We start from the raw sequence: 23,820 nt of genomic DNA, 5'->3' as shown, positions 1-23,820 counted from the left end.
TTTTACAATAATTAGCTGAAGATAATAAGCATAAAAAATAGAGAGCACACACCCCCCACAGCCGAAGCCTTTAATGTAGGAGGTAGTAACTCTCATTACTTAAATTATAGCATAAAATAGGTTATTGATTGTCAAACCAGTTCCTTTATTTGCTTGAGTATATAATATTTTTTAAGAAAAGAAAAATAGCAGGTTAGTTTATCAGGGGACTTGTTATTTTTAAGTAAGATATACTATATTTCTTTTATCAGTAGGAGCGGGCGATGAAATACAGTCAACAAATATTAGATATGCTAAAAAGAGGAGTAGATGGCTATGTTGTTGATTACTATGATTTTTTTCTTGAGCTGACAGCTAAATTTGGGGAAGACGAAGAGTTTGCTGATGGTTTGATAGTAGGTAGTATTAAGGAGATTAGAATCCTTACATAAAATGGCTCAAGTAAAACTAGCAATTGGGCTAGAAAGGATGTAGAAAATGAGTAAAAGGCTATGGACTTATCTCCGATCAAGAGTTCAGGTAGTCACTAATAATGGTAAAATTATCAAGGGGCTTGTCATTGATTTTGTTGATGAAATGGACAATGATGAACAGGATGAAATTACGATTCTCATTGCTAATCCAAGGTCTAATGAACCTTCAGAGCTCTCTCCCTGAAAGTGATATTATCTCAATTAAAGTAATTTCGTAGTGCTAAGGGCAATCGGAGTGCCTTTGCCTGCCTTATTTGGTAGAAAACAATATGAAAAAGGATATATATGGCCATAATAGATGACTTAATGGAATTATATAGTAACGGTTGGGAAGCTTCTTTTGATTATAATGGTCAACAATGTTGGGTTTTCCCAAAATCTGTTAATGACATTATAGTAGTGATTGGGGAAAAGGAATATCAGGCAACGTCATTTGATGAGCTAATTTCTTACTTGCTGAACTCGTCAAAATACGCCCTTTTTAGGGCTCTTTTTGAGGATTTTTTAGGAACTTTCAAGAAAAACTAAGGCGATTTAATGCCTAAGTGTTTTTAAATAAACTCAGTATTTTCAAGGCTTGAGCTCTAAAAATTTGACTTATGGATTCTTAAATGTTAGTATAGTCAAAGATAGTCAAAGTTTAAGAAGGAGGTAGCAAGCTATGAAATTTAAAAATACATCAGACCATATTGAAGCCTATATCAAGGCGATTTTAGAACAATCTGGTATCGTAGAATTGCAACGAAGCCAGCTAGCGGATACCTTTCAAGTCGTACCTAGCCAGATTAACTATGTGATTAAAACTCGTTTTACAGAGAGTAGAGGGTATCTAGTTGAGAGTAAGCGAGGAGGTGGAGGCTATATTCGGATTGGTCGAATTGAATTCTCTAACCATCATGATATGCTCCGTGATTTGTTGTATTCAGTGGGTGATGAGGTTAACCAAGTCATTTTTGAAGATGTTTTAAAACTTTTATTTGAACAAGAACTCTTGACTCGTCAGGAGATGAATCTGTTAGTTGCAACGGCCTCAGATCGTGTTTTGGGCGAGGAAGCTGATTATATTCGTGCGAATATGCTTCGTCAGATATTGCATGAAGTAGATAGAAAAGGAAAATAAAATTTAATGGAATATTCAAAAGCATTGAGAGAATGTATAGACAGTGCCTTTCTAGTGGCGAGTCGCTTTGGAGCAGACTACCTGGAGTCTTGGCACCTACTGATTGCTATGGCTAATCATAGCTACAGTGTTGCTGGAGCAACTTTGAACGAGTTTCCATATGAAATTGATCGTTTAGAGGAGGTCGCTGTTGAATTAACAGAGGCCAACTATAGCCACAAGGAAGATTATCAAGAACTCCCTTTTTCTTATCGTTTAAACGTCTTGATGTTGGAGGCGGAACATGTTGCCTCCGTTGTACATGCAAAAGCATTGGGAACTGAGCACCTTCTCTACGCAATCTTGCATGACGGGAATGCTTTAGCTACTCGCATTTTGGAAAAAGCTGGCTTTTCTTATGAAGACCAGAAGGACCAAGTCAAGATTGCTGGACTTCGTCGTAGTCTTGAAGCGCGTGCTGGTTGGACAAAGGAAGATTTGAAAGCTCTGCGTCAGCGCCATCGCTCAGTAGCAGATAAGCAAAACTCCATGGCTAATATGATGGGCATGCCTCAAACTCCAAGTGGTGGTTTGGAAGATTACACTCATGATCTCACAGAGCAAGCTCGTTCAGGTAAGTTGGAGCCAGTTATCGGACGTAATCTAGAAATCTCTCGTATGATTCAAATCTTGAGCCGTAAGACCAAAAATAATCCCGTTCTAGTTGGAGATGCAGGTGTTGGTAAAACAGCACTGGCACTTGGCCTTGCACAACGTATTGCCAATGGAGATGTGCCAGATGAAATGGCTAAGATGCGTGTCCTAGAACTCGATTTGATGAATGTGGTTGCAGGAACTCGCTTCCGTGGGGATTTTGAAGAACGTATGAACAATATCATCAAAGATATCGAGGAAGATGGTAAGGTTATCCTCTTTATCGATGAGCTTCATACTATTATGGGTTCAGGAAGTGGGATTGACTCGACCTTGGATGCGGCCAATATCCTAAAACCTGCCTTGGCACGTGGAACTCTGAGAACTGTCGGAGCAACCACTCAGGAAGAATACCAAAAACATATCGAAAAAGACGCAGCCCTTTCTCGTCGCTTTGCTAAAGTGATGATTGAGGAGCCGAGCGTGGTTGATAGTATGGCTATCTTACAAGGATTAAAGGCAACTTATGAGAAGCACCACCATGTCCAAATTACAGACGATGCTGTCGAAACAGCTGTTAAAATGGCGCATCGCTATTTGACAAGCCGTCACTTGCCAGACTCAGCGATTGACCTTTTGGATGAGGCCGCAGCGACAGTCCAAAACAAATCGAAACATGTGAAATCAGATGAGTCGGGTTTAACGGCAGCTGATAAGGCCTTGATGGATGGCAAATGGAAGCAAGCAGCGCAACTCATTTCAAAAGAGCAGGAAGCACCTGTTTACAAAGATGTCGTAAAAGAATCTGATATTTTGACAACTTTGAGTCGCTTGTCAGGTATTCCAGTTCAAAAATTGACACAAACGGATGCCAAGAAGTATCTAAACCTTGAAGCTGAACTGCATAAACGTGTGATTGGACAGGAACAAGCTGTCTCTAGTATCAGTCGTGCCATCCGCCGAAATCAATCAGGTATTCGCAATAACAAACGTCCAATTGGATCCTTTATGTTCCTAGGACCAACAGGTGTTGGTAAAACTGAATTGGCTAAGGCTTTGGCAGAAGTCCTCTTTGATGACGAATCTGCCCTTATCCGCTTTGACATGAGTGAATACATGGAGAAATTTGCAGCCAGCCGTCTCAACGGAGCTCCTCCAGGTTATGTAGGCTATGAAGAAGGTGGAGAGCTGACCGAGAAGGTTCGCAACAAACCATATTCAGTCTTGCTTTTTGACGAGGTAGAAAAGGCTCACCCAGACATCTTTAATGTGCTCTTGCAGGTCTTGGATGATGGTGTCTTGACGGACAGTAAGGGTCGCAAGGTTGACTTTTCAAACACCATTATTATCATGACGTCAAACCTTGGTGCGACAGCCCTTCGTGATGATAAGACAGTCGGTTTTGGAGCTCGAGATATTCGTTTTGATCAAGAGAGTATGGAAAAACGTATGTTTGAAGAGTTGAAAAAAGCTTATCGTCCAGAGTTTATCAACCGTATTGATGAGAAGGTAGTCTTCCATAGCTTGTCAAGTCAAGATATGCAGGAAGTGGTTAAGATTATGGTCAAACCATTGATTGCAAGCCTGGCAGAAAAAGGGATAGACTTGAAACTTCAAGCATCTGCCCTTAAACTTCTAGCTCAGAAGGGCTATGATCCAGAGATGGGAGCTCGCCCACTGCGCAGAACTCTGCAAACAGAAGTAGAAGACAAACTAGCAGAACTCCTTCTTACAGGTGAACTGAAAGAAGGTAAGACACTTAAGATTGGTGTCAAAGCTGGTCAATTGAAATTTGATATTGTATAAAAAAGTGAGGTTGGAACAAGTTGTTTCAGCCTCTTTTTTGAAAAGTTGTTACTTAAATAAGGACTTGGATTTTGCATTTAGTTTAAGGATTTCAAAACAGAATTCTCCTGCTCAAGTTTTGTATATCAAGTATAAAATTAATATCAGGTGGCAACGTTTTTATAAAAAATAATAAAAAAGTGTTGACAAACACAGGGAGATGAATTATAATATAAAATATAAAAAGTTATAAAAAGGTTGAACAGATATGAAAAAGAGTATAGCGGTGGTTTTTGGCACCTTTGCTCCCTTACATCAGGGGCATATTGATTTAATCCAAAGAGCAAAACGTCAATGTGATGCTGTATGGGTGGTAGTTTCAGGTTATAAGGGAGATCGTGGTGAACAGGTAGGGCTTACACTACAAAAGAGATTTCGCTATATTCGTGAAGCTTTTCGAGATGATGAGTTGACCTCTGTTTGTAAACTTGACGAAACCAATATTCCACGCTATCCAATGGGCTGGCAGGAGTGGTTGGATCAGATGTTGCAGGCCATTTCCTATGACCAGACTGGTCAGGAGCTTATCTTTTTTGTAGGAGAGCCTGAATATCAGGCAGAACTTGACAAACGTGGTTTCGAGACTGTTCTACAGGAAAGAAAATTTGGAATTTCAGCTAGCATGATTCGTGAAAATCCAAGCAAATATTGGAAATATATCGCTCAACCTTTCCGCCGTCAATTTACGAAAAAAGTGTTGATTATGGGAAGTGCTAGTAATGGTAAAACAACTCTAGCCAAGGATTTAGCTCGCTTTTATGACGCGCCAGTCAGTCTGGAGTATGCTCGTGAGTATCAGATAAAAAATAATGTCCGAGATGATGAGCTTACCCCCAAAGATTATTATTACCTTCTTTTGGGCCAATATGATCAAACTTCCAAGTTAATCGATAGCAATGCCAATCGAGGCCTAGTCATTGCAGATACCAACTCACTAGTAACCAAGGGCTACTACGATTACTACATGGAAAGCGAAGAGCAGGAGGACTTGTCCGTAGAGACCTTTGATAATCTCTTTGTTTCCATCGTAGCCAAGGAAAAGTGGGATTTAATCCTCTTTGTGCAACCTATTGGCTCTTATGTCAATGATGGTTTTCGCGACATGACCATGGCAGAAGAGCATATCCGTCACAGTTTTTCTCAGCATTTGGATATGATGAGGGAGCAATATCTAGGCAATATCCCTCATGTTTATCTAGCTGATGACTATCTAGGAAATTATGAAGCAGCAAAAGTAGCTATTGATGCCATTTACCAAGCAGATTAGGAGAAGAAAATGAAAAAAATAACTGAAAAAATCACACGATTTATTGAAAACTTTAAAAATGTTCACGCAGAAGCTCGTAAAATTGGTTTTGCAGGAGTTATGCGTTTGATTTGGAAAGACCTCTTTGTGGGCCGTAGTCTTTTCCAGTGGCTCTATTTGATTGCTTTATCAAGTGTTCCTCTTATTCTGGAGTTTACACAAAATACAGAAAGTCATGACTGGATTGGTCTCTTGGCCTCTTGGACAGGGATTGTCTGCGTTATCTTAGTAGCTGAAGGTCGAGCTAGTAACTACCTTTTTGGAGCTATTAACTCTGCAATCTATTTGGTCCTAGCTATGAATGCGACTTTCTACGGTGAAGTTTTGACAACAGTTTATTTCTTTGTCATGCAACCTATTGGTCTCTATACTTGGTTGTCTAATCGGATCAATGAGCAAGGAAGACCAGAGGAGTCTCACTTTGAAGCTAAGAAACTCGGTCTGATTGATTGGCTCAAGTACTTGGCCTTGACTGCTATCATCTGGATTGGCATGGGATTAGCCTACCAAAGTATCAGCAGTGCTCGTCCTTTCCGTGACAGTGTTACCGATGCGACCAATGGTGTTGGTCAGCTCTTGATGACACGTCTTTACCGTGAGCAATGGATTTTCTGGATTGCAACCAATCTCTTTAGTATCTACCTCTGGTGGGGTGAAAACATTCATATCCAAGGAATGTACTGGGTCTACACCATCAATAGTCTAGTCGGTTGGTACCAATGGACTAAGGCTGTCAAGGAGGGATAAGATGACTGAAACGATAATCCCGGATGGAATGACAGAGAGAGAATATTTTGAGATTCATGCGACTGAGAAGGAATTTTTAGACTGGTACTACAAACAGGAACTTCCTCAGTATGAAAAACCGAGCGTGACGGTGGATATGGTAGCTTATTGCTTTGTGGAAGGGAAAATCAAACTCTTACTAATCCGCCGTAAGGCCCATCCTTATCAGAACTGTTTGGCCTTGGTCGGTGGTTTTATGGATAAAGGGGAAGATGCTGCCCATGCTTGTCAGCGTGAAGTGAGAGAGGAGGTTAACCTTGACCTTCCTTTGGAAAAAATCGAACAGTTGATGACAGTATCTACTCCAGGTCGTGATCCGCGGGGCTGGACGGTTACTATCGCCCACTTGGTGTATCTACCTAGCCGCGTACTTGATCTCGTTCAAGCTGGTGATGATGCCAAGGATGTGGTTTTTGTCGATGTTGATTTTCAGACGGGTAAGTGCTTCCTAGAGGGACTAGAGCTGGGGGAGCAAGCCTTCGCCTTTGACCATTATGCCATTATCCAAGAGTCTATTAAACGAATCCAAGGGCGTCTAGACTGGAATCCGACCTTTCTCTATCTGCTAGAGGAGGAATTCACTGTCTATGAAGGAACCGAATTAGTCAATCTCATCAACCCAGGACGACCAATCGTCAGCAATAACTTTCTAATTAAATACGGTGAATATGTAGAAGAAGTTGGGCTCAAACGAGTGCCTAAAAAGAAACCAAGAAAAACCTATCGATTGAAATAAAAAGCTTGAGAGCAGAAATCGATAGCCCAAGTCTTGGTTTCCTAGTTTCAGTCCTGAGAAGTTTCAACAAGTCCGATGACTGGTTGAGCTTGAGAATGGAGAAAATAAAGTTTGTATCAAAAGTCAATTCAGCCATCGTGTCAAAGACTTATTAGTCATAAAAAAGTGAGGTCGGGATTTTCCCGACCTCTTTTTGTTTAAGGATGTTTATCTTTATTAGAATTGCTCATGATTCGAATGAATAAATCTTTGTATTTATATTTTAAATAATGTTCGTGTAAGTACATTAGAGCCACATAAACAATCATGAAAATAGTGGTTAAGTAGAACAAATCAAATGTTGTTTGAGCGTAATGAGTAGCAACCCCATAAGAAGAGAAAGCACCAATAATCAACCAGGGAAGATATTTGTAATATTTCTTTGACATAAACCTACACCTCCAATATCCTATTTCAATTTTATTATAGTCCTTCAAGAAAAAAATGCAAGCGATTACACTTGTAAAATATAGTATTTTTAGTAGGAAAAATTTCCTGTTTTTTAAATTTTTAACGAATAATAGAGATAGGAGGATTAAAAAGAATAAATATAAATAAAAACCAAAAGCATATATAAATAGTTGACAAACCCTAAAACAAATATTACAATAACATTACAGAAGTATTTCATAATATTTCGAAAAGATTACACAGGAGGCACATCATGAAAACAAAACATTCCATTCGTTTACTAGCAGTTGCCGTATTGGCTTCAACTTTGCTTTTAGGAGCATGTGGTAATAAAAAAGAAGAAGCTAAAAATGACAATGCTAATAAAACAACACAAACCACGTCAAGTTCAAAGGCAAGTTCTTCTAACAAAGATAGTAAATCTCAAGCTTCAACAAGCACCACTACTTCAGAAAAAGCTAAAGCTTCCTCTGAACAAACTTCAAGTCCTACAACTCAGGGTCAAGAATCTAACCAAGCTGCACCAACTCCCCAAGCGCCTCAGCAACAGGAAACCCCAGCCCAATCATCTTCTAATCAGCAAGCTTCACAAAATCAATCTAATCAAGCAAGCCAGTCAACTTATGATCCAACAACTGACCGCAAATTACAGGATCAGCAGGCAGAACACAATAAACGTTACAAAGGCGTTTTAACGATGGTTGATGGTGATTTTTCAGCAGCAGCAGGAAGTTGGAAGGGAGCAAATGGCGAAACCATTACAGTTTCACCAAGTGGCCAGTTCACAGTAGAAACAGCTGATGGAAAGAAAGAAAACTATTCTATCCGAGGTTATGCTTACACTCTTGACGATGGTAAGTATAATGCTAAGATTGGTGGCGGAAAAGTCATCCAAATTACAACAGGTGCGGATGGTACAGTTTCTAGTGTTGTCTTGGTTCAACCATAAAAGCTAGTGTTAAGACTTTGCTCAAATTAATAAAAACCCGTAACTCAGTGGAGGTTACGGGTTTTTATTAACTTTTAAGCTTTATCTAATTGCAAGAGGGCTTCAATCTCAGCCAGAGTGCTAGCTTGTGAAATAGCTCCACGGAGTTTAGCAGCTCCGGATGTACCACGGAGATAGTGAGGAGCTAGGCCACGGAATTCACGGACAGCGATATTCTCACCTTTAAGGTCAATCAAGCGTTTTAAGTGCTCGTAGGCGATTTTCATCTTGTCTTCAAAGGTCAAATCAGGCAGGATTTCTCCTGTTTCAAAGTAATGATTGATTTGATTGAAGAGGTAAGGATTCCCCATAGCTGCGCGTCCAATCATAACAGCGTCAGCACCAACTTCTTCGATACGTTGTTTGGCTTCTTGGACAGTACGGATGTCACCGTTAGCGATGAATGGAATCTTTGTCAGAGCTTGGGCAACCTTGTGAAGAGTCTCAAGGTCCGCATGGCCAGTGTACATCTGTTCACGTGTACGACCGTGCATAGCAAGGGCAGAAACACCAGCAGCTTCAGCAGCGAGGGCATTCTCCACGGCTAGGGATGGGTCCGACCAACCTGTCCGCATTTTAACAGTGAGGGGGATATCAAGGACAGCTTGGACCTTGTTGATGATAGAGTAAATCTTATCTGGGTCCTTGAGCCACATAGCCCCAGCTTCATTTTTCACGATTTTGTTAACTGGGCAGCCCATGTTGATATCGACGATATCGGTCTTAGTGTTTTCTTGGATGAATTCTGCTGCGCGTGCGAGGCTGTCTTCATCACTACCAAAAAGTTGGATAGAAACCGGGTTTTCCCCTTCATCGATATGAAGCATGTGAAGAGTCTTTTCATTATTGTATTGGATACCTTTGTCAGAGACCATTTCCATCACAACGAGCCCCGCTCCGAGCTCTTTTGCGATGGTACGAAAGGCTGAGTTTGTCACGCCAGCCATGGGTGCGAGGACCGTCCGGTTTGGGATCTCGACGTTCCCAATCATAAAAGGTGTATTAAGATTTGTCACGAATGAGTTCCTCCAGGTCGTTTTCATCAAAGTTATAAGTTGTTTGGCAGAATTGACAAGTGATTTCTGCCCCATGGTCTTCCTCTTTCATTTCCTCAAGGTCTGAACTTGGAAGGCTGGCAAGAGCATCCATAAAGCGTTCTTTGCTACAGTCACATTGGAAACGAATTTCTTCTTCGGACAGACGTTTGTAGGGCTCGTCACCATAGATTGCTTTGAGAAGGGCTTCAATATGGTCATCGCTTTCCAGAAGTGTAGAGATAGCAGGCATTTCTTGGATTCGTTTTTCAAAACGTGCGATTTCTTCCTCTTTGGCATTTGGCAATACTTGGAGCAAGAAACCACCTGCAACTTCGACCTTGTCTTCTTCATCAAGTAGGACATTGAGTCCCACTGCAGATGGAGTTTGTTGGCTTTCAGTCAAGTAATAAGCCAGGTCTTCACCGATTTCTCCAGAGATAAGAGGCGTCATGGAATTATAGGGATTTCCAGTACCGTAGTCTGTGATAACGAGAAATTGACCGTTTCCGACAAAAGGCCCAACTAGGACTTCACCAGTTGCAGTCTTTTTGATGTCAACACCAGGGTTTTGAACGTAGCCTTTGACGTTACCCTTGGTATCTGCAACTGTGATAATGGCACCGAGGGAGCTAGTCCCAAGAACCTTGACAGTTAGCTTGGTATTTCCTTTTTCATTGGCTGCGAGAATTTGGCTAGCGATAAGGGTACGGCCAAGTGCTACGGTTGAACTAGCTTGAGTTTGATGTTTTTCTTGAGCAGTGCGGACCGTTTCAGTGCTGTCTAGTACATAAGCACGAAAAGATCCACTTTCTGATATAGTTTTAATAATTTTATCCATAGCTACTATTTTAGCATAAAAATGCCCAAAGAGGGAGTGGTGTGTTTGCTGTTTCTATGGAATAATGACGAGGAAATCAGCTTTAAAATAAAATGAGAAACAGATTATTTCAGCATTTGAAAGATTTATGCTATGCTTGTAGGAGAAAATGAAAGGGGTAACAAATGTATTTAGGTGATTTGATGGAAAAAGCCGAATCTGGTCAATTTTTAGTCCTTTCCTTTTTATTACAAGATTCGCAGACAACAGTCAAGGAAGCCATGGAAGAAACAGGTTTTTCAAAGGCGACCTTAACCAAGTATATCTCTCTAATTAACGAAAATGCTTTAGAAAGAGGGTTAGAGCTGACCATCCACTTGGATGATGAAAGCCTGCGTCTGTCTGTCGGTACTGCCACAAAGGGGAGAGAGATTCGGAGCTTATTTCTAGACAATGCCATTAAGTACCAAATTTTGGTTTACCTTCTCTATCACCAACAGTTCCTAGCCCATCAATTGGCTCAAGAATTAATGATTAGCGAGGCCACGCTTGGTCGCCATTTGTCTAGCTTGAATCATATTTTGTCAGAGTTTGACTTATCCATCCAAAATGGTCGTTGGCGAGGTCCAGAGCATCAGATTCGTTACTTTTATTTCTGCCTTTTCCGCAAGGTCTGGTCCAGTCAGGAGTGGGAAAGTCATATGCAGAAAGCGGAGAGAAAGCAGGATATTGCTACTCTAGAAGAAATCTGCGGTGCCAGCTTGTCTTCGGGTCAGAAATTAGACTTGGTTCTCTGGACTCATATCAGTCAACAGCGCCTTCGGGTTAACGCCTGTCAATTTCATGTTATAGAAGAAAAAATGCGGGGCTATTTTGACAATATTTTCTACTTTCGTCTACTTGGCAAGGCTTCTTCTTTTTTTGGTGGGCAGCACATTCCTCTAGGAACTGAGGATGGGGAGATGATGATTTTCTTCTCTTTCCTCTTGTCTCATCGCATTTTGCCCCTTCATACCATGGAGTACATACTCGGATTTGGGGGAGAACTTGCGGCTTTACTGACACAAATGATCCAGGAAATGAAGAAGGAGAAGCTATTAGGGGACTATACAGAGGACCATATCACTTATGAACTGAGTCAACTTTGTGGTCAAGTTTATCTATACAAGGGCTATATCTTGCAAGATCGATACAAGTATCAGATAGAGCATCGCCACCCTTATTTGCTGATGGAGCATGACTTTCGAGATATTGCTCAGAAAATTTTCGCCTCCTTGCCAGCCTTTCATCAGGGGACGGATCTGGATAAAAAAATCATTTGGGAATGGCTTCAGTTGATGGAGTATATGGCAGAAAATATAGGCAAGCATCTGAGAATAGGGCTAGATCTAACAGCAGGCTTCCTTGTTTTTTCGAGAATGTCAGCCCTTTTAAAACGATATTTGGAGTACAATCGTTTCATTAGCATTGAAGCCTATGACCGTACTCGTCATTATGATTTGCTGGTTACCAATAACCCCATTCATAAGAAAGAACAAACACCCGTCTACTATTTGAAAAATGATTTGGACATCGAAGATTTAGCTACGATCCGTCAGATGCTATTTGCCTAAAAGACCTGAATTTTCAGGTCTTTTTTGTGAAATTCGCACAATCTCCTCACTTTTTTTTAAAATTTTAAAAAAATTGATAAACAGGAAAGCGCTTTATTTTGTATACTAGTTACTGTAAAGAGGAACCCCCTCAAGATTTTATCAGGAGGACAGCACATGTCACAAGAAAAATACATTATGGCTATTGACCAAGGAACTACCAGTTCTCGTGCCATCATTTTTAACAAAAAAGGCGAGAAGGTCAGCTCTAGCCAAAAAGAATTCACTCAGATTTTCCCTCAAGCAGGTTGGGTAGAGCACAATGCCAATGAAATTTGGAACTCTGTTCAGTCAGTTATTGCGGGTGCTTTCATCGAAAGTGGTGTGAAACCAAGTCAAATCGAAGCCATCGGGATTACCAACCAGCGTGAAACAACTGTCGTCTGGGATAAGAAAACAGGGCTCCCTATCTACAATGCTATCGTTTGGCAATCACGCCAAACTGCTCCTCTGGCTGAACAACTAAAAAGCCAAGGTTATGTGGAAAAATTCCATGAGAAGACTGGTTTGATCATCGATGCTTACTTCTCAGCGACTAAGGTTCGTTGGATTTTGGACCATGTAGAAGGTGCTCAAGAGCGAGCAGAAAAGGGTGAATTGCTCTTTGGTACCATTGATACTTGGCTGGTTTGGAAATTGACTGACGGCGCAGCTCACGTAACTGACTACTCAAACGCAGCTCGTACCATGCTCTATAACATCAAGGATCTTAAATGGGATGATGAGATTTTGGAAATCCTCAATATTCCTAAGGTTATGCTTCCAGAAGTTCGTTCTAACTCTGAAATCTATGGCAAGACAGCTCCATTCCATTTCTACGGTGGAGAAGTGCCAATCTCTGGTATGGCAGGTGACCAACAAGCAGCCCTCTTTGGTCAGTTGGCTTTTGATCCTGGTATGGTTAAAAATACCTACGGAACTGGTTCCTTCATCATCATGAACACTGGTGAAGAAATGCAGTTGTCTGAAAACAACCTTTTGACAACGATTGGTTATGGTATTAACGGCAAGGTTTACTATGCTTTGGAAGGTTCTATCTTCATCGCAGGAAGTGCCATTCAATGGCTTCGTGACGGTCTTCGCATGGTGGAAAACTCACCAGAGTCTGAAAAATATGCTCTTAATTCTTACAATAATGACGAAGTCTATGTCGTACCTGCCTTTACAGGTCTAGGGGCACCATACTGGAACCAAAACGCTCGAGGATCTGTCTTTGGCTTGACTCGTGGAACAACTAAAGAAGACTTTATCAAGGCGACTTTGCAATCTATCGCTTATCAAGTACGTGACATCATTGACACCATGCAAGTGGATGCTCAGACAGCTATCCAAGTCTTGAAGGTAGATGGTGGTGCAGCCATGAACAACTTCCTCATGCAGTTCCAAGCTGACATCTTGGGAATTGATATCGCACGCGCTAAAAACTTGGAAACAACTGCCCTAGGGGCAGCCTTCCTGGCAGGATTGTCAGTAGGCTACTGGAAGGACTTGGATGAGTTGAAACTCTTGAACGAGACAGGAGAACTTTTCGAACCATCGATGAACGAATCTCGTAAGGAACAACTCTATAAGGGCTGGAAGAAGGCTGTGAAAGCAACTCAAGTCTTTGCGGAAGTAGATGACTAATATTGGAAGAATAAAGTGACTCAGATAGAAAGTGTGTAAATATGGAATTTTCAAAGAAAACACGTGAATTATCAATTAAAAAAATGCAGGAACGCACCTTGGATCTCTTGGTTATTGGTGGCGGGATTACAGGAGCTGGTGTAGCTTTGCAGGCAGCAGCCAGTGGTCTTGACACTGGTTTGATTGAAATGCAGGACTTCGCAGAAGGAACATCTAGCCGTTCAACAAAATTGGTCCACGGAGGTCTACGTTATCTCAAACAATTCGACGTGGAAGTGGTATCAGATACAGTTTCTGAGCGTGCGGTGGTTCAACAAGTCGCTCCACATATTCCAAAACCAGATCCAATGCTCTTGCCAGTTTACGACGAGGATGGAGCAACATTTAGCCTTTTCCGTCTCAAAGTAGCCATGGACTTGTACGACCTATTGGCAGGGGTTAACAATACGCCTGCTGCAAACAAGGTTTTGAGCAAAGAAGAAGTCTTGGAACGCCAGCCAAACTTGAAGAAAGAAGGTTTGGTAGGAGGTGGAGTTTATCTTGACTTCCGTAACAACGATGCGCGTCTCGTGATCGAAAACATCAAACGTGCCAACCAAGATGGTGCCCTCATTGCCAACCACGTGAAGGCAGAAGGCTTCCTCTTTGACGAAAGTGGTAAGATTACAGGTGTCGTGGCTCGTGATTTGTTGACAGACCAAGTCTTTGATATCAAGGCTCGTCTGGTTATCAACACGACAGGTCCTTGGAGCGACAAGGTACGCAATCTGTCTAATAAGGGAACGCAATTCTCACAAATGCGTCCAACTAAGGGAGTTCACTTGGTGGTGGACTCAAGCAAGATCAAGGTTTCACAGCCAGTTTACTTTGACACAGGTTTGGGAGATGGTCGTATGGTCTTTGTTCTCCCACGTGAAAACAAGACTTACTTTGGTACAACCGATACAGACTACACAGGTGATTTGGAACATCCAAAAGTGACGCAGGAAGATGTAGATTATCTACTTGGCATTGTCAACAACCGCTTCCCAGAAGCAAACATTACCGTTGCTGATATTGAAAGCAGCTGGGCTGGTCTTCGTCCATTGATCGCAGGCAATAGCGCTTCTGACTACAATGGTGGAAATAACGGAACCATTAGCGATGAAAGCTTCAATAACTTGATTGCGACTGTCGAGGCTTATCTATCGAAAGAAAAATCGCGTGAAGATGTTGAGTCTGCTGTCAGCAAGCTTGAAAGTAGCACATCTGAGAAACATTTGGACCCATCTGCAGTTTCACGTGGTTCGAGCTTGGACCGTGATGACAATGGCCTGTTGACCCTTGCTGGTGGTAAAATCACAGACTACCGTAAGATGGCTGAAGGGGCTATGGAGCGCGTGGTTGACATTCTCAAAGCAGAATTTGACCGTAGCTTTAAACTCATCAACTCTAAGACTTACCCTGTTTCAGGTGGAGAATTGAACCCAGCAAATGTGGACTCAGAAATTGAAGCCTTTGCTCAACTTGGAGTGTCACGTGGCTTGGATAGCAAGGAAGCTCATTACCTAGCAAATCTCTACGGTTCAAATGCACCGAAAGTCTTTGCTCTTGCTCACAGCTTGGAACAAGCGCCCGGACTCAGCTTGGCAGATACCTTGTCCCTTCACTATGCAATGCGCAATGAGTTGGCTCTGAGCCCAGTTGACTTTCTCCTTCGCCGTACCAACCACATGCTCTTTATGCGTGATAGTTTGGATAGCATTGTGGAGCCAGTTCTGGATGAAATGGGACGATTCTATGACTGGTCTGATGAAGAAAAAGCAGCTTACCGTGCGGATGTTGAAGCAGCCCTTGCTAACAACGATCTAGCGGAATTGAAAAATTAAGAAAAACTAGAAGAGAGGGAGACAAGCCTTCCTTGCCTTCCCTCTCCTTCTTTAAAATGGAGACAACGATATGATGAAAGAATTATTTGGAGAATTTTTGGGGACTTTAATCCTGATTCTTCTAGGAAATGGTGTTGTTGCAGGTGTGGTTCTTCCTAAAACCAAGAGCAACAATGCAGGTTGGATTGTGATTACTATGGGTTGGGGAATTGCTGTAGCCGTTGCGGCTTTTGTATCTGGCACGCTCAGCCCAGCCCACCTAAATCCAGCTGTAACGTTTGCGATGGCCTTAAAAGGAACGCTCTCTTGGGCTTCCGTTTTCCCATACATCCTAGCTCAGTTCGCAGGGGCTATGCTGGGTCAGATTTTGGTTTGGTTGCAATTCAAACCGCATTATGAGGCAGAAGAAAATGCAGGCAATATCCTGGCAACCTTCAGTACTGGACCGGCCATCAAGGATACAGTTTCTAACTTAATCAGTGAAATCCTTGGCACCTTTGTTTTGGTATTGACAATCTTTGCTTTGGGGCTTTATGATTTTCAGGCAGGTATCGGCACCTTTGCAGTGGGGACTTTGATTGTCGGTATTGGTCTATCACTAGGTGGGACAACAGGTTGTGCCTTGAACCCTGCGCGTGACCTTGGACCTCGTATCATGCACAGTATCTTGCCAATTCCAAACAAAGGCGATGGAGACTGGTCTTATGCTTGGATTCCAGTTGTGGGACCTGTTATCGGTGCAGCCCTAGCAGTTCTCGTATTTTCACTTTTCTAAGATAATAAAACCCAAATATTTATATCTCAATAAACATAACTTACCAAAAATGACCAAAATAAGGAGCGCTGCCTCACTTCATTTTGGTCGTTTTGATTTTTTTAAGTTTATATACTGGTGTTAATTATTATTTCAGCTAAAAAACAGAGTACTTCACTAGTTCATTCATCAATCTTTTAGGTCTTGAATTATATTTGTTGTTTAAATAATTTTGTCTCGTTATTGGGGTTTAGTGGTAAGAGTCATTTGTTTTTTTATTTTAGGAAATTGGATAATAGAGATATATAGTTTTTAAATTATGATATAATTAATAAAGTTAATTATCCTTGATAATATGATAGGGACTAATCCTAAAATGACAAATCAGGAGATGAGAAAAAGAGAAAAGGAGTCCATCTGGTATGAATTATTTTGAGGGGAATGAGTTTTTCCTTCTATTATTTGTGGTTTTACTGATTGGCTTTGTTTTAAACTATTTTGGCAAGCGTAAGGATTATTATATTTTAAGTCTGTCAATTTTATTTGCAGGAGCCATCTATGGTAAGAGTAAATCCATGGTTGTTTATCTATTGGCTTTCATCATCTACCAATATGTCCTAGTTTTCATAGCACAAAGAATGGATTCAAAACGGTTAAAACCTCTAGTTATGTTATCCATTTTACCTTTAGTGGTCAATAAAGTCTTTGCAATAACCCAGCTACATTTATTGGCTTTTATTGGGATTTCCTACATGTCCTTTAAGACCATTCAGATCATGCTAGAAATATCGGATGGTTTAATCAAAGAAAAAATCAGTGTAAAAGATTATCTGCAGTTTCTACTCTTTTTCCCTACAGTTAGTTCTGGTCCAATCGATCGTAGCAGAAGATTTCTAAAAGAGATCAATGAAGTCATGCCTAGAAAAGACTACCTAGAGTTAGCAGGTGATGGTATTTATCGCATCGTTTTAGGCCTTCTCTACAAGGTTGTTTTATCAACCTATGTTTACCAGATACTACTTGCTCTAAGCAATACTGGTACAGTTGTCTACTCAATCAAATATATGTACCTGTATACTCTCTATCTGTTCTTTGACTTTGCGGGGTATAGTTTGATGGCTGTTGGAAGCAGTAACGTTTTGGGTATTCAGACACCGATGAATTTCAATAAACCTTTCTTGAGTATTGATATCAAGGATTTCTGGACTAGATGGCACATCACCTTGTCAACATGGTTGAGAGATTTCGTATTTTCAAGAGTTTTAATGCAGGTTATCAGAAAGAAATGTTTTAAGAATAGATTACACAATGCAGCCTATGCCTATATGGTCAATATGTTGGTTATGGGATTTTGGCATGGAATTAGTGTCAACTACATCGCTTATGGTTTTTACCATGGAATCTTGATGTCTGGATTTGAAATTTATCAAAAGAAAAGCACTTTTTATAAGAAACATAAAAATAAAACTTGGTACAAGCTAATAAGTTGGTTTGTGACCATGAATTTAGTTATGGTTGGCTTCTTTATCTTTTCAGGTGAACCTTATAAGATAATTATAGCAATTCTAAGTAGATAAAGAGATCTGCTAAGACAAGGAGATTGGACAAAACAAGATGATTAAGTTAAAAGCATTTTTACTATCGCTTGTGCTCGTAATTGCGACTCTTGCTCTTTTAAATGTGACATATGTCAAGAAGATTGACGACTATTATAAAGTCAAGGACAATAGTATTCGCTACAGCACTTCTTATGAAAAGTATAAAAGTAGAGATATTCTAACAAATAATATCACTCCCAATACACTAGTTCTAATGGGTTCCTCAGAGTTAGTTGCGACGATAAATGAAGATTACCATCCCAATAAAATTTTTAACTACAATGATTTTAACATTATGCAGATAGGAACCAGTTACTCTCAAAATATCATTCAAGCTACAACCTTGAGCTCGATTGAGGGGGCTATGAGCAAGCGAAAAGTAGCCATAGTCGAGTCTGTTCAATGGTTCGAAAAGGATGGGACTCATCAAGACGCCTTCTTAAACAAGGCCTCTCAGGAACATATTTTTCACATGTTAGGTAACGAGAAAATCAGTAAGGAAACGAAAGAAAAACTGATTAATCGCATTATTGAGATTACCAAAGGAAACAAACAACAAAATGATATCTATAAAAAGTATAAAAGCTATTTCATAGAAGGAAAAGGAACAATCATTGATAAAAAACTGTTGGAGCTTGACAATGACGTTTATTCCTTTAAACTTAAACGAAAATTCTATGAAAATCATGCCAAATCAGACTATCCTGCACTAGGAGATGAAACTCCGGATTATAATTGGGAGGAGATGACGAAGAAGTTTGTAGAAGAAGTTAAAAAGAAAACAGATAACAATGATTATGCTGTGGATAATAACTACTACAATACCTACTTGAGAGACCGCTATGCTTCTTTGAAAGATTCTAACAAAGACTTGAGCTACATAGAGTCACCAGAGTATTCAGATATGGAACTCTTCTTGACAGTTGCTAAGGAATTGGGAATTGAAGTTGAAGTCATTATCTTTCCTGTAAATGGTAAATGGAATGATTACACAGGTGTTTCACGAGAAATGCGTGAAGAAACTTACAAAAAAATAGAAAGTATTGCCAAAAGCCACGGTGCTACGGTGTTAAACTATGGAAATAAAGAGTATGAAGATTACTTTTTATTTGACGTGATGCACGTTGGGGTGAAAGGATGGATGGAAGTTGAAAAAGAACTTTACAAATTTGCAAATGAAACTAACTGACACACATCGTTTACTATTGTGGACCTTGTTTTTCTACACAGTTATTTTAAGCATCGTAATCTACTGTTTTGTAACTGATTTTTCGAACATTCAAGATTTCATCTATAGTGAATTTTAAGATTACATATTATAAAAATCTCTAGATAAAGGGGATTCTATCGATAAAGTGAGACATAAGATAAGGCTCTATAATATTTATAGTGGGGAGTCCTCTATAGGTAGTATAGAGCCTACTTTGTTGTAGCTCCCAATATAATCTATACTGGAAAGCATTAAAGCTATCATTAGAAGGTATCATATGGAACAATTTAATGATGTTGAAATGTAGTGGAAATGGACGGAAAACAATTGAAAAAATAGTTTATAAAGTGGTATAATAGCAGAAAATAAGTTAGTAAGAAATTGATTTTATTTTAGTTGAAAATTACAGGAATGAAAGGTTTTTCTTGATGAAACAGAGAAAAGAACTCTACCTCTTTCTTGGTCGGACAGCCTTGTATTTTATCATTTTCTTGGGCCTGCTTTACTTTTTTAGTTATCTCGGTCAGGTTCAAGGTAGCTTTATCTATAATGAATTTTAACTTAAAGGAGAACCCCTATTGTGTCAAATAAACCAATAGTAGATATGATTGAAACCATTGAGCATTATGCTCAAAAGCAGCCTAATTTTCCAGTCTACAATGTCCTTGGAGAAGAGCATACCTATGGCCAATTGAAGGCTGATTCAGATAGCTTAGCAGCTCATCTTGACCAAATGGGACTTCCTGAAAAGTCACCTGTTGTGGTCTTTGGTGGCCAAGAATATGAAATGTTAGCAACCTTTGTGGCCTTGACCAAATCTGGCCATGCCTATATCCCAATTGATAGCCACTCTGCCTTGGAGCGCGTGTCTGCGATTGTTGAAGTAGCAGAGCCAAGCTTAATCATCGCCATCAATGAGTTTCCAATTGAAAACCCAGCTGCTCCAATCATGTCCTTGGAGCAAGTGCGTCAAGCTTATGCGGCTCAGCATGCCTATGATTTGCAACATCCGGTCAAAGGGGATGATAACTACTACATCATCTTTACTTCGGGGACGACAGGGAAACCAAAAGGGGTGCAGATTTCACATGATAACCTGCTCAGCTTCACCAACTGGATGATTACAGACAAGGAATTTGCGACGCCAGAGCGTCCGCAAATGTTGGCGCAACCGCCCTATTCCTTTGACTTGTCTGTCATGTATTGGGCACCAACCTTGGCTCTTGGAGGCACGCTTTTTGCCCTCCCATCAGCCATTACTCAAGACTTCAAACAACTTTTTGCAACCATCTTTTCTCTCCCGATTGCTATCTGGACTTCGACACCATCTTTTGCAGATATGGCTATGTTATCTGAAGATTTCAATGCTGAAAAGATGCCAGGCATTACCCATTTCTACTTTGATGGGGAAGAGTTAACGGTTAAAACGGCTCAAAAACTGCGTGAGCGTTTCCCAAATGCACGCATCATCAATGCCTACGGCCCAACGGAAGCAACGGTTGCTTTGTCGGCGGTTGCTATCACAGATGAGATGCTAGCGACACTTAAACGCTTGCCAATTGGTTATACCAAAGAAGATTCTCCAACCTTCATCATTGATGAGGAAGGAAACAAATTGCCAAATGGTGAGCAAGGTGAGATCATCGTATCTGGACCGGCTGTTTCAAAAGGTTATATGAATAATCCTGAGAAAACAGCAGAAGCTTTCTTCGAATTTGAAGGTCTGCCAGCCTACCATACGGGAGATGTCGGAACTATGACGAATGAAGGCCTTCTTCTCTACGGTGGACGGATGGATTTCCAAATCAAGTTTAACGGCTACCGTATTGAGCTAGAAGATGTTTCTCAAAATTTGAACAAATCTCAGTACATTGACTCGGCTGTTGCGGTACCGCGCTATAATAAAGATCACAAGGTTCAAAATCTCTTGGCCTATGTTATCTTAAAAGATGGGGTCAAAGAACAATTTGAGCGCGAGATTGATATTACCAAAGCGATCAAGGAAGACTTGGAAGATATTATGATGTCTTATATGATGCCTTCGAAATTTCTCTACCGTGACAGCTTGCCGCTAACTCCAAATGGGAAAATCGACATCAAAGGGTTGATTAGTGAGGTAAACAATAGATGATGGAGCTTCTTAAACAGCTTCCTCATATTGAGCCTTATGGGAATCCGCAGTACTTTTTGTATGTGATTACTGCTATTTTGCCAATCTTTATCGGTCTTTTTTTCAAAAAACGTTTTGGCTGGTATGAAATATTGGTTAGTCTGTTCTTTATAGTCACTATGCTGACGGGAGGCAAGACCAATCAATTAGCTGCCTTGGGTATTTATCTGTGCTGGGAAATATTGCTCCTGCTTTTCTACAGGCACTATCGAAAAAGTAAGGATGGCAAGTGGGTATTCTACCTCGTTAGTTTTCTGTCCCTCCTTCCGATTATCTTTGTCAAGGTGCAGCCAGCTATCAATGGAACGCAGTCTTTGCTTGGGTTCTTGGGAATTTCTTATTTGACCTTTCGTTCGGTGGGGATTATCATCGAACTCAGAGATGGAGTCATTAAGGATTTGAAAATATGGGAGTATTTGCGTTTTCTTCTCTTTATGCCGACATTTTCAAGTGGTCCTATTGATCGTTTCAAACGTTTTAATGAAAATTATCAGACGATACCAGAGCGCGATGAGTTGCTAGATATGCTAGCCGAGTCCGTTCGATATATCATGTGGGGATTTCTGTATAAATTTATCCTAGCTCATATTTTAGGCGAGATTTTATTACCACCGCTAAAGAATTTAGCTTTACAAACAGGTGGCGTCTTTAACTATTATGTAGTGGCCATCATGTACACATTTGGTTTGGAACTCTTCTTTGATTTTGCAGGTTACTCTATGTTTGCTATAGCTATTTCAAATCTGATGGGAATTCGTAGTCCGATTAACTTCAACAAACCTTTCCTGTCAAGAGATTTGAAAGAGTTTTGGAATCGTTGGCACATGAGTTTATCCTTCTGGTTCCGTGATTTTGTCTTTATGCGCATGGTCATGGTGATAACGAGAAAGAAGCTTTTTAAGAATCGAAATGTGACTTCAAGTGTTGCCTATGTCCTGAACATGCTACTTATGGGGTTCTGGCATGGGATAACATGGTTTTATATCGCTTACGGACTCTTTCATGGGATAGGCTTAGTGATGAATGATGCCTGGGTCAGAAAGAAAAAAATGCTCAATAAAGAACGGAAAAAAGCAGGGCAACCACCTTTTCCTGAGAACCGTTGGATTCAGTTGCTTGGCATGGTTATAACTTTCCATGTCGTAATGGTTTCATTCTTAATCTTTTCGGGATTTTTGAATGATTTATGGTTTAAAAAATAAATGGAATTAAAAAATAGAAGGAAATTTAAAAATGGATATCAAATCAGAAGTTATTGAAATTATCGATGAATTATTTATGGAAGATGTTTCTGACATGATGGATGAAGATCTTTTCGATGCAGGTGTCTTAGACAGTATGGGAACGGTTGAATTGATTGTGGAAATCGAAAACCGCTTTGATATTCGTGTCCCGGTTACAGAATTTGGTCGTGACGATTGGAATACGGCTAATAAAATCGTAGCAGGGATTACGGAGTTAAAGAATGCTTAAACGCTTGTGGCTGATCTTTGGGCCTATCTTCATTGCTGGATTTTTGGTTCTTCTACTCATCTTTTTTTATCCAGGTACAACAAGCCATAATCTCATGGAGGAAAAATACTCTGCGGCTTCTGTTAGTACGGAGAGCTTTAAGGAGAGAAGCCAAAAAGTGAGAGCTCTCACGGATTCTAATATGCGTTTTGTCCCTTTCTTTGGGTCGAGTGAATGGATTCGTTTTGATAGTATGCATCCAGGAGTGTTGGCTGAAAAGTATAACCGCTCCTACCGTCCTTATTTTATGGGGCAGGCAGGAGCCGCTTCTCTTAGTCAGTATTTTGGGATGCAACAAATCACATCTGAACTTGAAAATAAACAAGCGGTATTTGTAATCTCTCCACAGTGGTTTACAAAGGAAGATCAAGATCCGGTTACTTTTCAAACCTATTTTAACAATGATCAGTTGACTGCTTTTTTAGAGAATCAATCTGGGGATGTAGCCTCTCAATATGCGGCTAATAGACTCTTAAAACAAAATCGAAGAGTTCCGATGAAGAGGATTGTTGAGAAGCTGGCTAAGAATGAACAATTGTCAGATTTTGATCAAACGGTGGTTAATCTCTCTGCCGAGTTCAATGAAAGACAAGCTGCCCTTTTTGGTCAATTTTCGATTCGAGGTCGATTAAAGTACAAAGATCATATTGAAAAATATTTGAGCAGTCTCCCAGGTCAGTTTTCGTATGAAGAATTGGAAAATATTGCACGTAAGGATGCAGAAGAAAACACGACCAATAATGATTTGGGAATGGAGAACCACTTTTACAATACTCAACTAAAGAAAGATATAAAAAAGTGGGAAGGGTATCAAAAAAATTACAACTTCCTCCAGTCAAGGGAATACAATGATTTGCAGTTAGTGCTCGATCAATTTGCCAAATCTAAGGTGAATGTACTCTTTGTCTTTCAACCTGTCAATAAAAAATGGATGGACTACACAGGCTTGAGTGAAGAAATGTATCAACACTCTGTCGAAAAAATTCGTTACCAGTTGGAAAGTCAAGGTTTTACCAATATTGCTGATTTTTCAAAAAACGGTGATGAACCTTATTTTGTCAAGGATACGATTCATATCGGTTGGTTAGGCTGGCTGGCGTTTGATAAGGTTGTAAATCCTTTTTTGAGCAATCCAACAACAGCACCTAGTTACCAAATGAATGACCGCTTCTTTAGCCAAGATTGGGCGGATTACGATGGTAACATCAAAGATTTTCAATAAAATGAGCTAAAAGTTTG

The 23,820-nt window shown here is 40.3% G+C and carries 23 protein-coding genes; 20 read left to right on the top strand and 3 right to left on the bottom strand.

The window, feature by feature from the left end:
• The first annotated feature begins 263 nt into the window (after positions 1–263).
• From AB8E63_RS07805 to AB8E63_RS07770, 8 genes are all read left to right on the top strand, one after another.
• Entirely contained in the window at positions 264–431 is a 168-nt protein-coding gene (locus AB8E63_RS07805; RefSeq protein WP_368910699.1) for a hypothetical protein, read from the top strand.
• A gap of 46 nt (positions 432–477) precedes the next feature.
• Positions 478–657, top strand: coding sequence for a hypothetical protein (locus tag AB8E63_RS07800; RefSeq protein WP_368910697.1), 180 nt, complete (start codon positions 478–480; stop codon positions 655–657).
• 101 nt (positions 658–758) lie between these two features.
• Positions 759–1,001, top strand: a complete 243-nt coding sequence (locus AB8E63_RS07795; protein ID WP_368910696.1) for a 16S rRNA processing protein RimM — start codon at positions 759–761, stop codon at positions 999–1,001.
• 133 nt (positions 1,002–1,134) lie between these two features.
• Complete coding sequence (locus AB8E63_RS07790; protein WP_368910695.1) at positions 1,135–1,593, top strand: CtsR family transcriptional regulator; 459 nt, start codon at positions 1,135–1,137, stop codon at positions 1,591–1,593.
• Positions 1,594–1,599: 6 nt separating this feature from the next.
• On the top strand, positions 1,600–4,032 hold the full coding sequence (locus tag AB8E63_RS07785) for an ATP-dependent Clp protease ATP-binding subunit (RefSeq protein WP_368910693.1): 2,433 nt from the start codon (positions 1,600–1,602) through the stop codon (positions 4,030–4,032).
• A gap of 247 nt (positions 4,033–4,279) precedes the next feature.
• A complete protein-coding gene (locus AB8E63_RS07780; RefSeq protein ID WP_368910691.1) occupies positions 4,280–5,338 on the top strand; it encodes an AAA family ATPase in 1,059 nt (352 codons plus the stop codon).
• 9 nt (positions 5,339–5,347) lie between these two features.
• On the top strand, positions 5,348–6,124 hold the full coding sequence (gene pnuC / locus AB8E63_RS07775; protein WP_281138047.1) for a nicotinamide riboside transporter PnuC: 777 nt from the start codon (positions 5,348–5,350) through the stop codon (positions 6,122–6,124).
• 1 nt (position 6,125) lies between these two features.
• Positions 6,126–6,899, top strand: a complete 774-nt coding sequence (locus AB8E63_RS07770) for an NUDIX domain-containing protein (RefSeq protein WP_368910690.1) — start codon at positions 6,126–6,128, stop codon at positions 6,897–6,899.
• A 197-nt stretch (positions 6,900–7,096) separates the two neighbouring features.
• Here AB8E63_RS07770 and AB8E63_RS07765 read toward each other — a convergent pair whose 3' ends face one another.
• A complete protein-coding gene (locus tag AB8E63_RS07765; RefSeq protein ID WP_368910689.1) occupies positions 7,097–7,327 on the bottom strand; it encodes a hypothetical protein in 231 nt (76 codons plus the stop codon).
• Between the two features lie 275 nt (positions 7,328–7,602).
• Here AB8E63_RS07765 and AB8E63_RS07760 point away from each other — a divergent pair, with 275 nt between their 5' ends.
• A complete protein-coding gene (locus AB8E63_RS07760) occupies positions 7,603–8,298 on the top strand; it encodes a hypothetical protein (RefSeq protein WP_024054184.1) in 696 nt (231 codons plus the stop codon).
• Positions 8,299–8,372: 74 nt separating this feature from the next.
• Here AB8E63_RS07760 and dusB read toward each other — a convergent pair whose 3' ends face one another.
• A complete protein-coding gene (gene dusB / locus AB8E63_RS07755) occupies positions 8,373–9,353 on the bottom strand; it encodes a tRNA dihydrouridine synthase DusB (protein ID WP_368910688.1) in 981 nt (326 codons plus the stop codon).
• Positions 9,340–10,212 carry an Hsp33 family molecular chaperone HslO gene (hslO, locus tag AB8E63_RS07750; RefSeq protein ID WP_368910687.1) on the bottom strand — a complete coding sequence of 291 codons (873 nt, stop codon included), beginning with the start codon at positions 10,210–10,212 and terminating at the stop codon, positions 9,340–9,342. Before hslO ends, dusB begins: the two co-directional genes overlap by 14 nt.
• Before the next feature lie 164 nt (positions 10,213–10,376).
• Between hslO and AB8E63_RS07745 the strand changes: the two genes are divergently transcribed.
• The 11 genes from AB8E63_RS07745 (at position 10,377) to dltD (AB8E63_RS07695) (ending at position 23,803) form a co-directional block, all read left to right on the top strand.
• Positions 10,377–11,804, top strand: coding sequence for a helix-turn-helix domain-containing protein (locus tag AB8E63_RS07745; RefSeq protein WP_368910686.1), 1,428 nt, complete (start codon positions 10,377–10,379; stop codon positions 11,802–11,804).
• 156 nt (positions 11,805–11,960) lie between these two features.
• Entirely contained in the window at positions 11,961–13,469 is a 1,509-nt protein-coding gene (gene glpK / locus AB8E63_RS07740) for a glycerol kinase GlpK (protein ID WP_247942374.1), read from the top strand.
• 41 nt (positions 13,470–13,510) lie between these two features.
• Positions 13,511–15,337, top strand: a complete 1,827-nt coding sequence (glpO, locus tag AB8E63_RS07735; RefSeq protein WP_368910685.1) for a type 1 glycerol-3-phosphate oxidase — start codon at positions 13,511–13,513, stop codon at positions 15,335–15,337.
• Positions 15,338–15,407: 70 nt separating this feature from the next.
• Positions 15,408–16,112 (top strand): MIP/aquaporin family protein, encoded by a 705-nt coding sequence (locus AB8E63_RS07730; RefSeq protein ID WP_368910683.1) that lies wholly within the window; start codon positions 15,408–15,410, stop codon positions 16,110–16,112.
• 401 nt (positions 16,113–16,513) lie between these two features.
• Positions 16,514–17,668 carry a D-alanyl-lipoteichoic acid biosynthesis protein DltB gene (gene dltB, locus AB8E63_RS07725; protein ID WP_368910681.1) on the top strand — a complete coding sequence of 385 codons (1,155 nt, stop codon included), beginning with the start codon at positions 16,514–16,516 and terminating at the stop codon, positions 17,666–17,668.
• Between the two features lie 37 nt (positions 17,669–17,705).
• Positions 17,706–18,878: a D-alanyl-lipoteichoic acid biosynthesis protein DltD gene (dltD, locus tag AB8E63_RS07720; RefSeq protein ID WP_368910679.1), complete on the top strand. Its 1,173-nt coding sequence runs from the start codon at positions 17,706–17,708 to the stop codon at positions 18,876–18,878.
• Positions 18,879–19,327: 449 nt separating this feature from the next.
• A complete protein-coding gene (locus AB8E63_RS07715) occupies positions 19,328–19,459 on the top strand; it encodes a teichoic acid D-Ala incorporation-associated protein DltX (protein ID WP_368910678.1) in 132 nt (43 codons plus the stop codon).
• Between the two features lie 20 nt (positions 19,460–19,479).
• Entirely contained in the window at positions 19,480–21,030 is a 1,551-nt protein-coding gene (gene dltA / locus AB8E63_RS07710) for a D-alanine--poly(phosphoribitol) ligase subunit DltA (RefSeq protein ID WP_368910676.1), read from the top strand.
• The gene (gene dltB / locus AB8E63_RS07705) at positions 21,027–22,271 is read left to right on the top strand and encodes a D-alanyl-lipoteichoic acid biosynthesis protein DltB (RefSeq protein WP_368910675.1); all 1,245 of its coding nucleotides are present in this window, start codon (positions 21,027–21,029) and stop codon (positions 22,269–22,271) included. Before dltA ends, dltB (AB8E63_RS07705) begins: the two co-directional genes overlap by 4 nt.
• 31 nt (positions 22,272–22,302) lie before the next feature.
• Positions 22,303–22,542: a D-alanine--poly(phosphoribitol) ligase subunit DltC gene (gene dltC, locus AB8E63_RS07700; RefSeq protein WP_000351968.1), complete on the top strand. Its 240-nt coding sequence runs from the start codon at positions 22,303–22,305 to the stop codon at positions 22,540–22,542.
• Positions 22,535–23,803, top strand: a complete 1,269-nt coding sequence (gene dltD / locus AB8E63_RS07695; protein WP_368910674.1) for a D-alanyl-lipoteichoic acid biosynthesis protein DltD — start codon at positions 22,535–22,537, stop codon at positions 23,801–23,803. The genes dltC and dltD (AB8E63_RS07695) overlap by 8 nt, the downstream gene beginning before the upstream one ends.
• Positions 23,804–23,820: the final 17 nt, after the last annotated feature.

The organism is Streptococcus sp. oral taxon 061 (assembly GCF_964211575.1).
Classification (GTDB): domain Bacteria; phylum Bacillota; class Bacilli; order Lactobacillales; family Streptococcaceae; genus Streptococcus.
This window is presented reverse-complemented; position numbering and strand designations above follow the sequence as displayed.

Excerpts from the sequence above, each read along its gene's own strand:
- AB8E63_RS07785 (WP_368910693.1), top strand. The coding sequence starts at position 1,600 with ATGGAATATTCAAAAGCATTGAGAGAATGTATAGACAGTGCCTTTCTA.
- AB8E63_RS07805 (WP_368910699.1), top strand. The coding sequence starts at position 264 with ATGAAATACAGTCAACAAATATTAGATATGCTAAAAAGAGGAGTAGAT.
- AB8E63_RS07745 (WP_368910686.1), top strand. The coding sequence starts at position 10,377 with ATGTATTTAGGTGATTTGATGGAAAAAGCCGAATCTGGTCAATTTTTA.
- AB8E63_RS07715 (WP_368910678.1), top strand. The coding sequence starts at position 19,328 with ATGAAACAGAGAAAAGAACTCTACCTCTTTCTTGGTCGGACAGCCTTG.
- dltB (WP_368910675.1), top strand. The coding sequence starts at position 21,027 with ATGATGGAGCTTCTTAAACAGCTTCCTCATATTGAGCCTTATGGGAAT.
- AB8E63_RS07780 (WP_368910691.1), top strand. The coding sequence starts at position 4,280 with ATGAAAAAGAGTATAGCGGTGGTTTTTGGCACCTTTGCTCCCTTACAT.
- AB8E63_RS07760 (WP_024054184.1), top strand. The coding sequence starts at position 7,603 with ATGAAAACAAAACATTCCATTCGTTTACTAGCAGTTGCCGTATTGGCT.
- glpO (WP_368910685.1), top strand. The coding sequence starts at position 13,511 with ATGGAATTTTCAAAGAAAACACGTGAATTATCAATTAAAAAAATGCAG.
- dltC (WP_000351968.1), top strand. The coding sequence starts at position 22,303 with ATGGATATCAAATCAGAAGTTATTGAAATTATCGATGAATTATTTATG.
- AB8E63_RS07730 (WP_368910683.1), top strand. The coding sequence starts at position 15,408 with ATGATGAAAGAATTATTTGGAGAATTTTTGGGGACTTTAATCCTGATT.
- AB8E63_RS07790 (WP_368910695.1), top strand. The coding sequence starts at position 1,135 with ATGAAATTTAAAAATACATCAGACCATATTGAAGCCTATATCAAGGCG.
- glpK (WP_247942374.1), top strand. The coding sequence starts at position 11,961 with ATGTCACAAGAAAAATACATTATGGCTATTGACCAAGGAACTACCAGT.
- AB8E63_RS07795 (WP_368910696.1), top strand. The coding sequence starts at position 759 with ATGGCCATAATAGATGACTTAATGGAATTATATAGTAACGGTTGGGAA.
- AB8E63_RS07770 (WP_368910690.1), top strand. The coding sequence starts at position 6,126 with ATGACTGAAACGATAATCCCGGATGGAATGACAGAGAGAGAATATTTT.
- AB8E63_RS07800 (WP_368910697.1), top strand. The coding sequence starts at position 478 with ATGAGTAAAAGGCTATGGACTTATCTCCGATCAAGAGTTCAGGTAGTC.
- hslO (WP_368910687.1), bottom strand. The coding sequence starts at position 10,212 with ATGGATAAAATTATTAAAACTATATCAGAAAGTGGATCTTTTCGTGCT.
- dltB (WP_368910681.1), top strand. The coding sequence starts at position 16,514 with ATGAATTATTTTGAGGGGAATGAGTTTTTCCTTCTATTATTTGTGGTT.
- dltD (WP_368910674.1), top strand. The coding sequence starts at position 22,535 with ATGCTTAAACGCTTGTGGCTGATCTTTGGGCCTATCTTCATTGCTGGA.
- AB8E63_RS07765 (WP_368910689.1), bottom strand. The coding sequence starts at position 7,327 with ATGTCAAAGAAATATTACAAATATCTTCCCTGGTTGATTATTGGTGCT.
- dltD (WP_368910679.1), top strand. The coding sequence starts at position 17,706 with ATGATTAAGTTAAAAGCATTTTTACTATCGCTTGTGCTCGTAATTGCG.
- pnuC (WP_281138047.1), top strand. The coding sequence starts at position 5,348 with ATGAAAAAAATAACTGAAAAAATCACACGATTTATTGAAAACTTTAAA.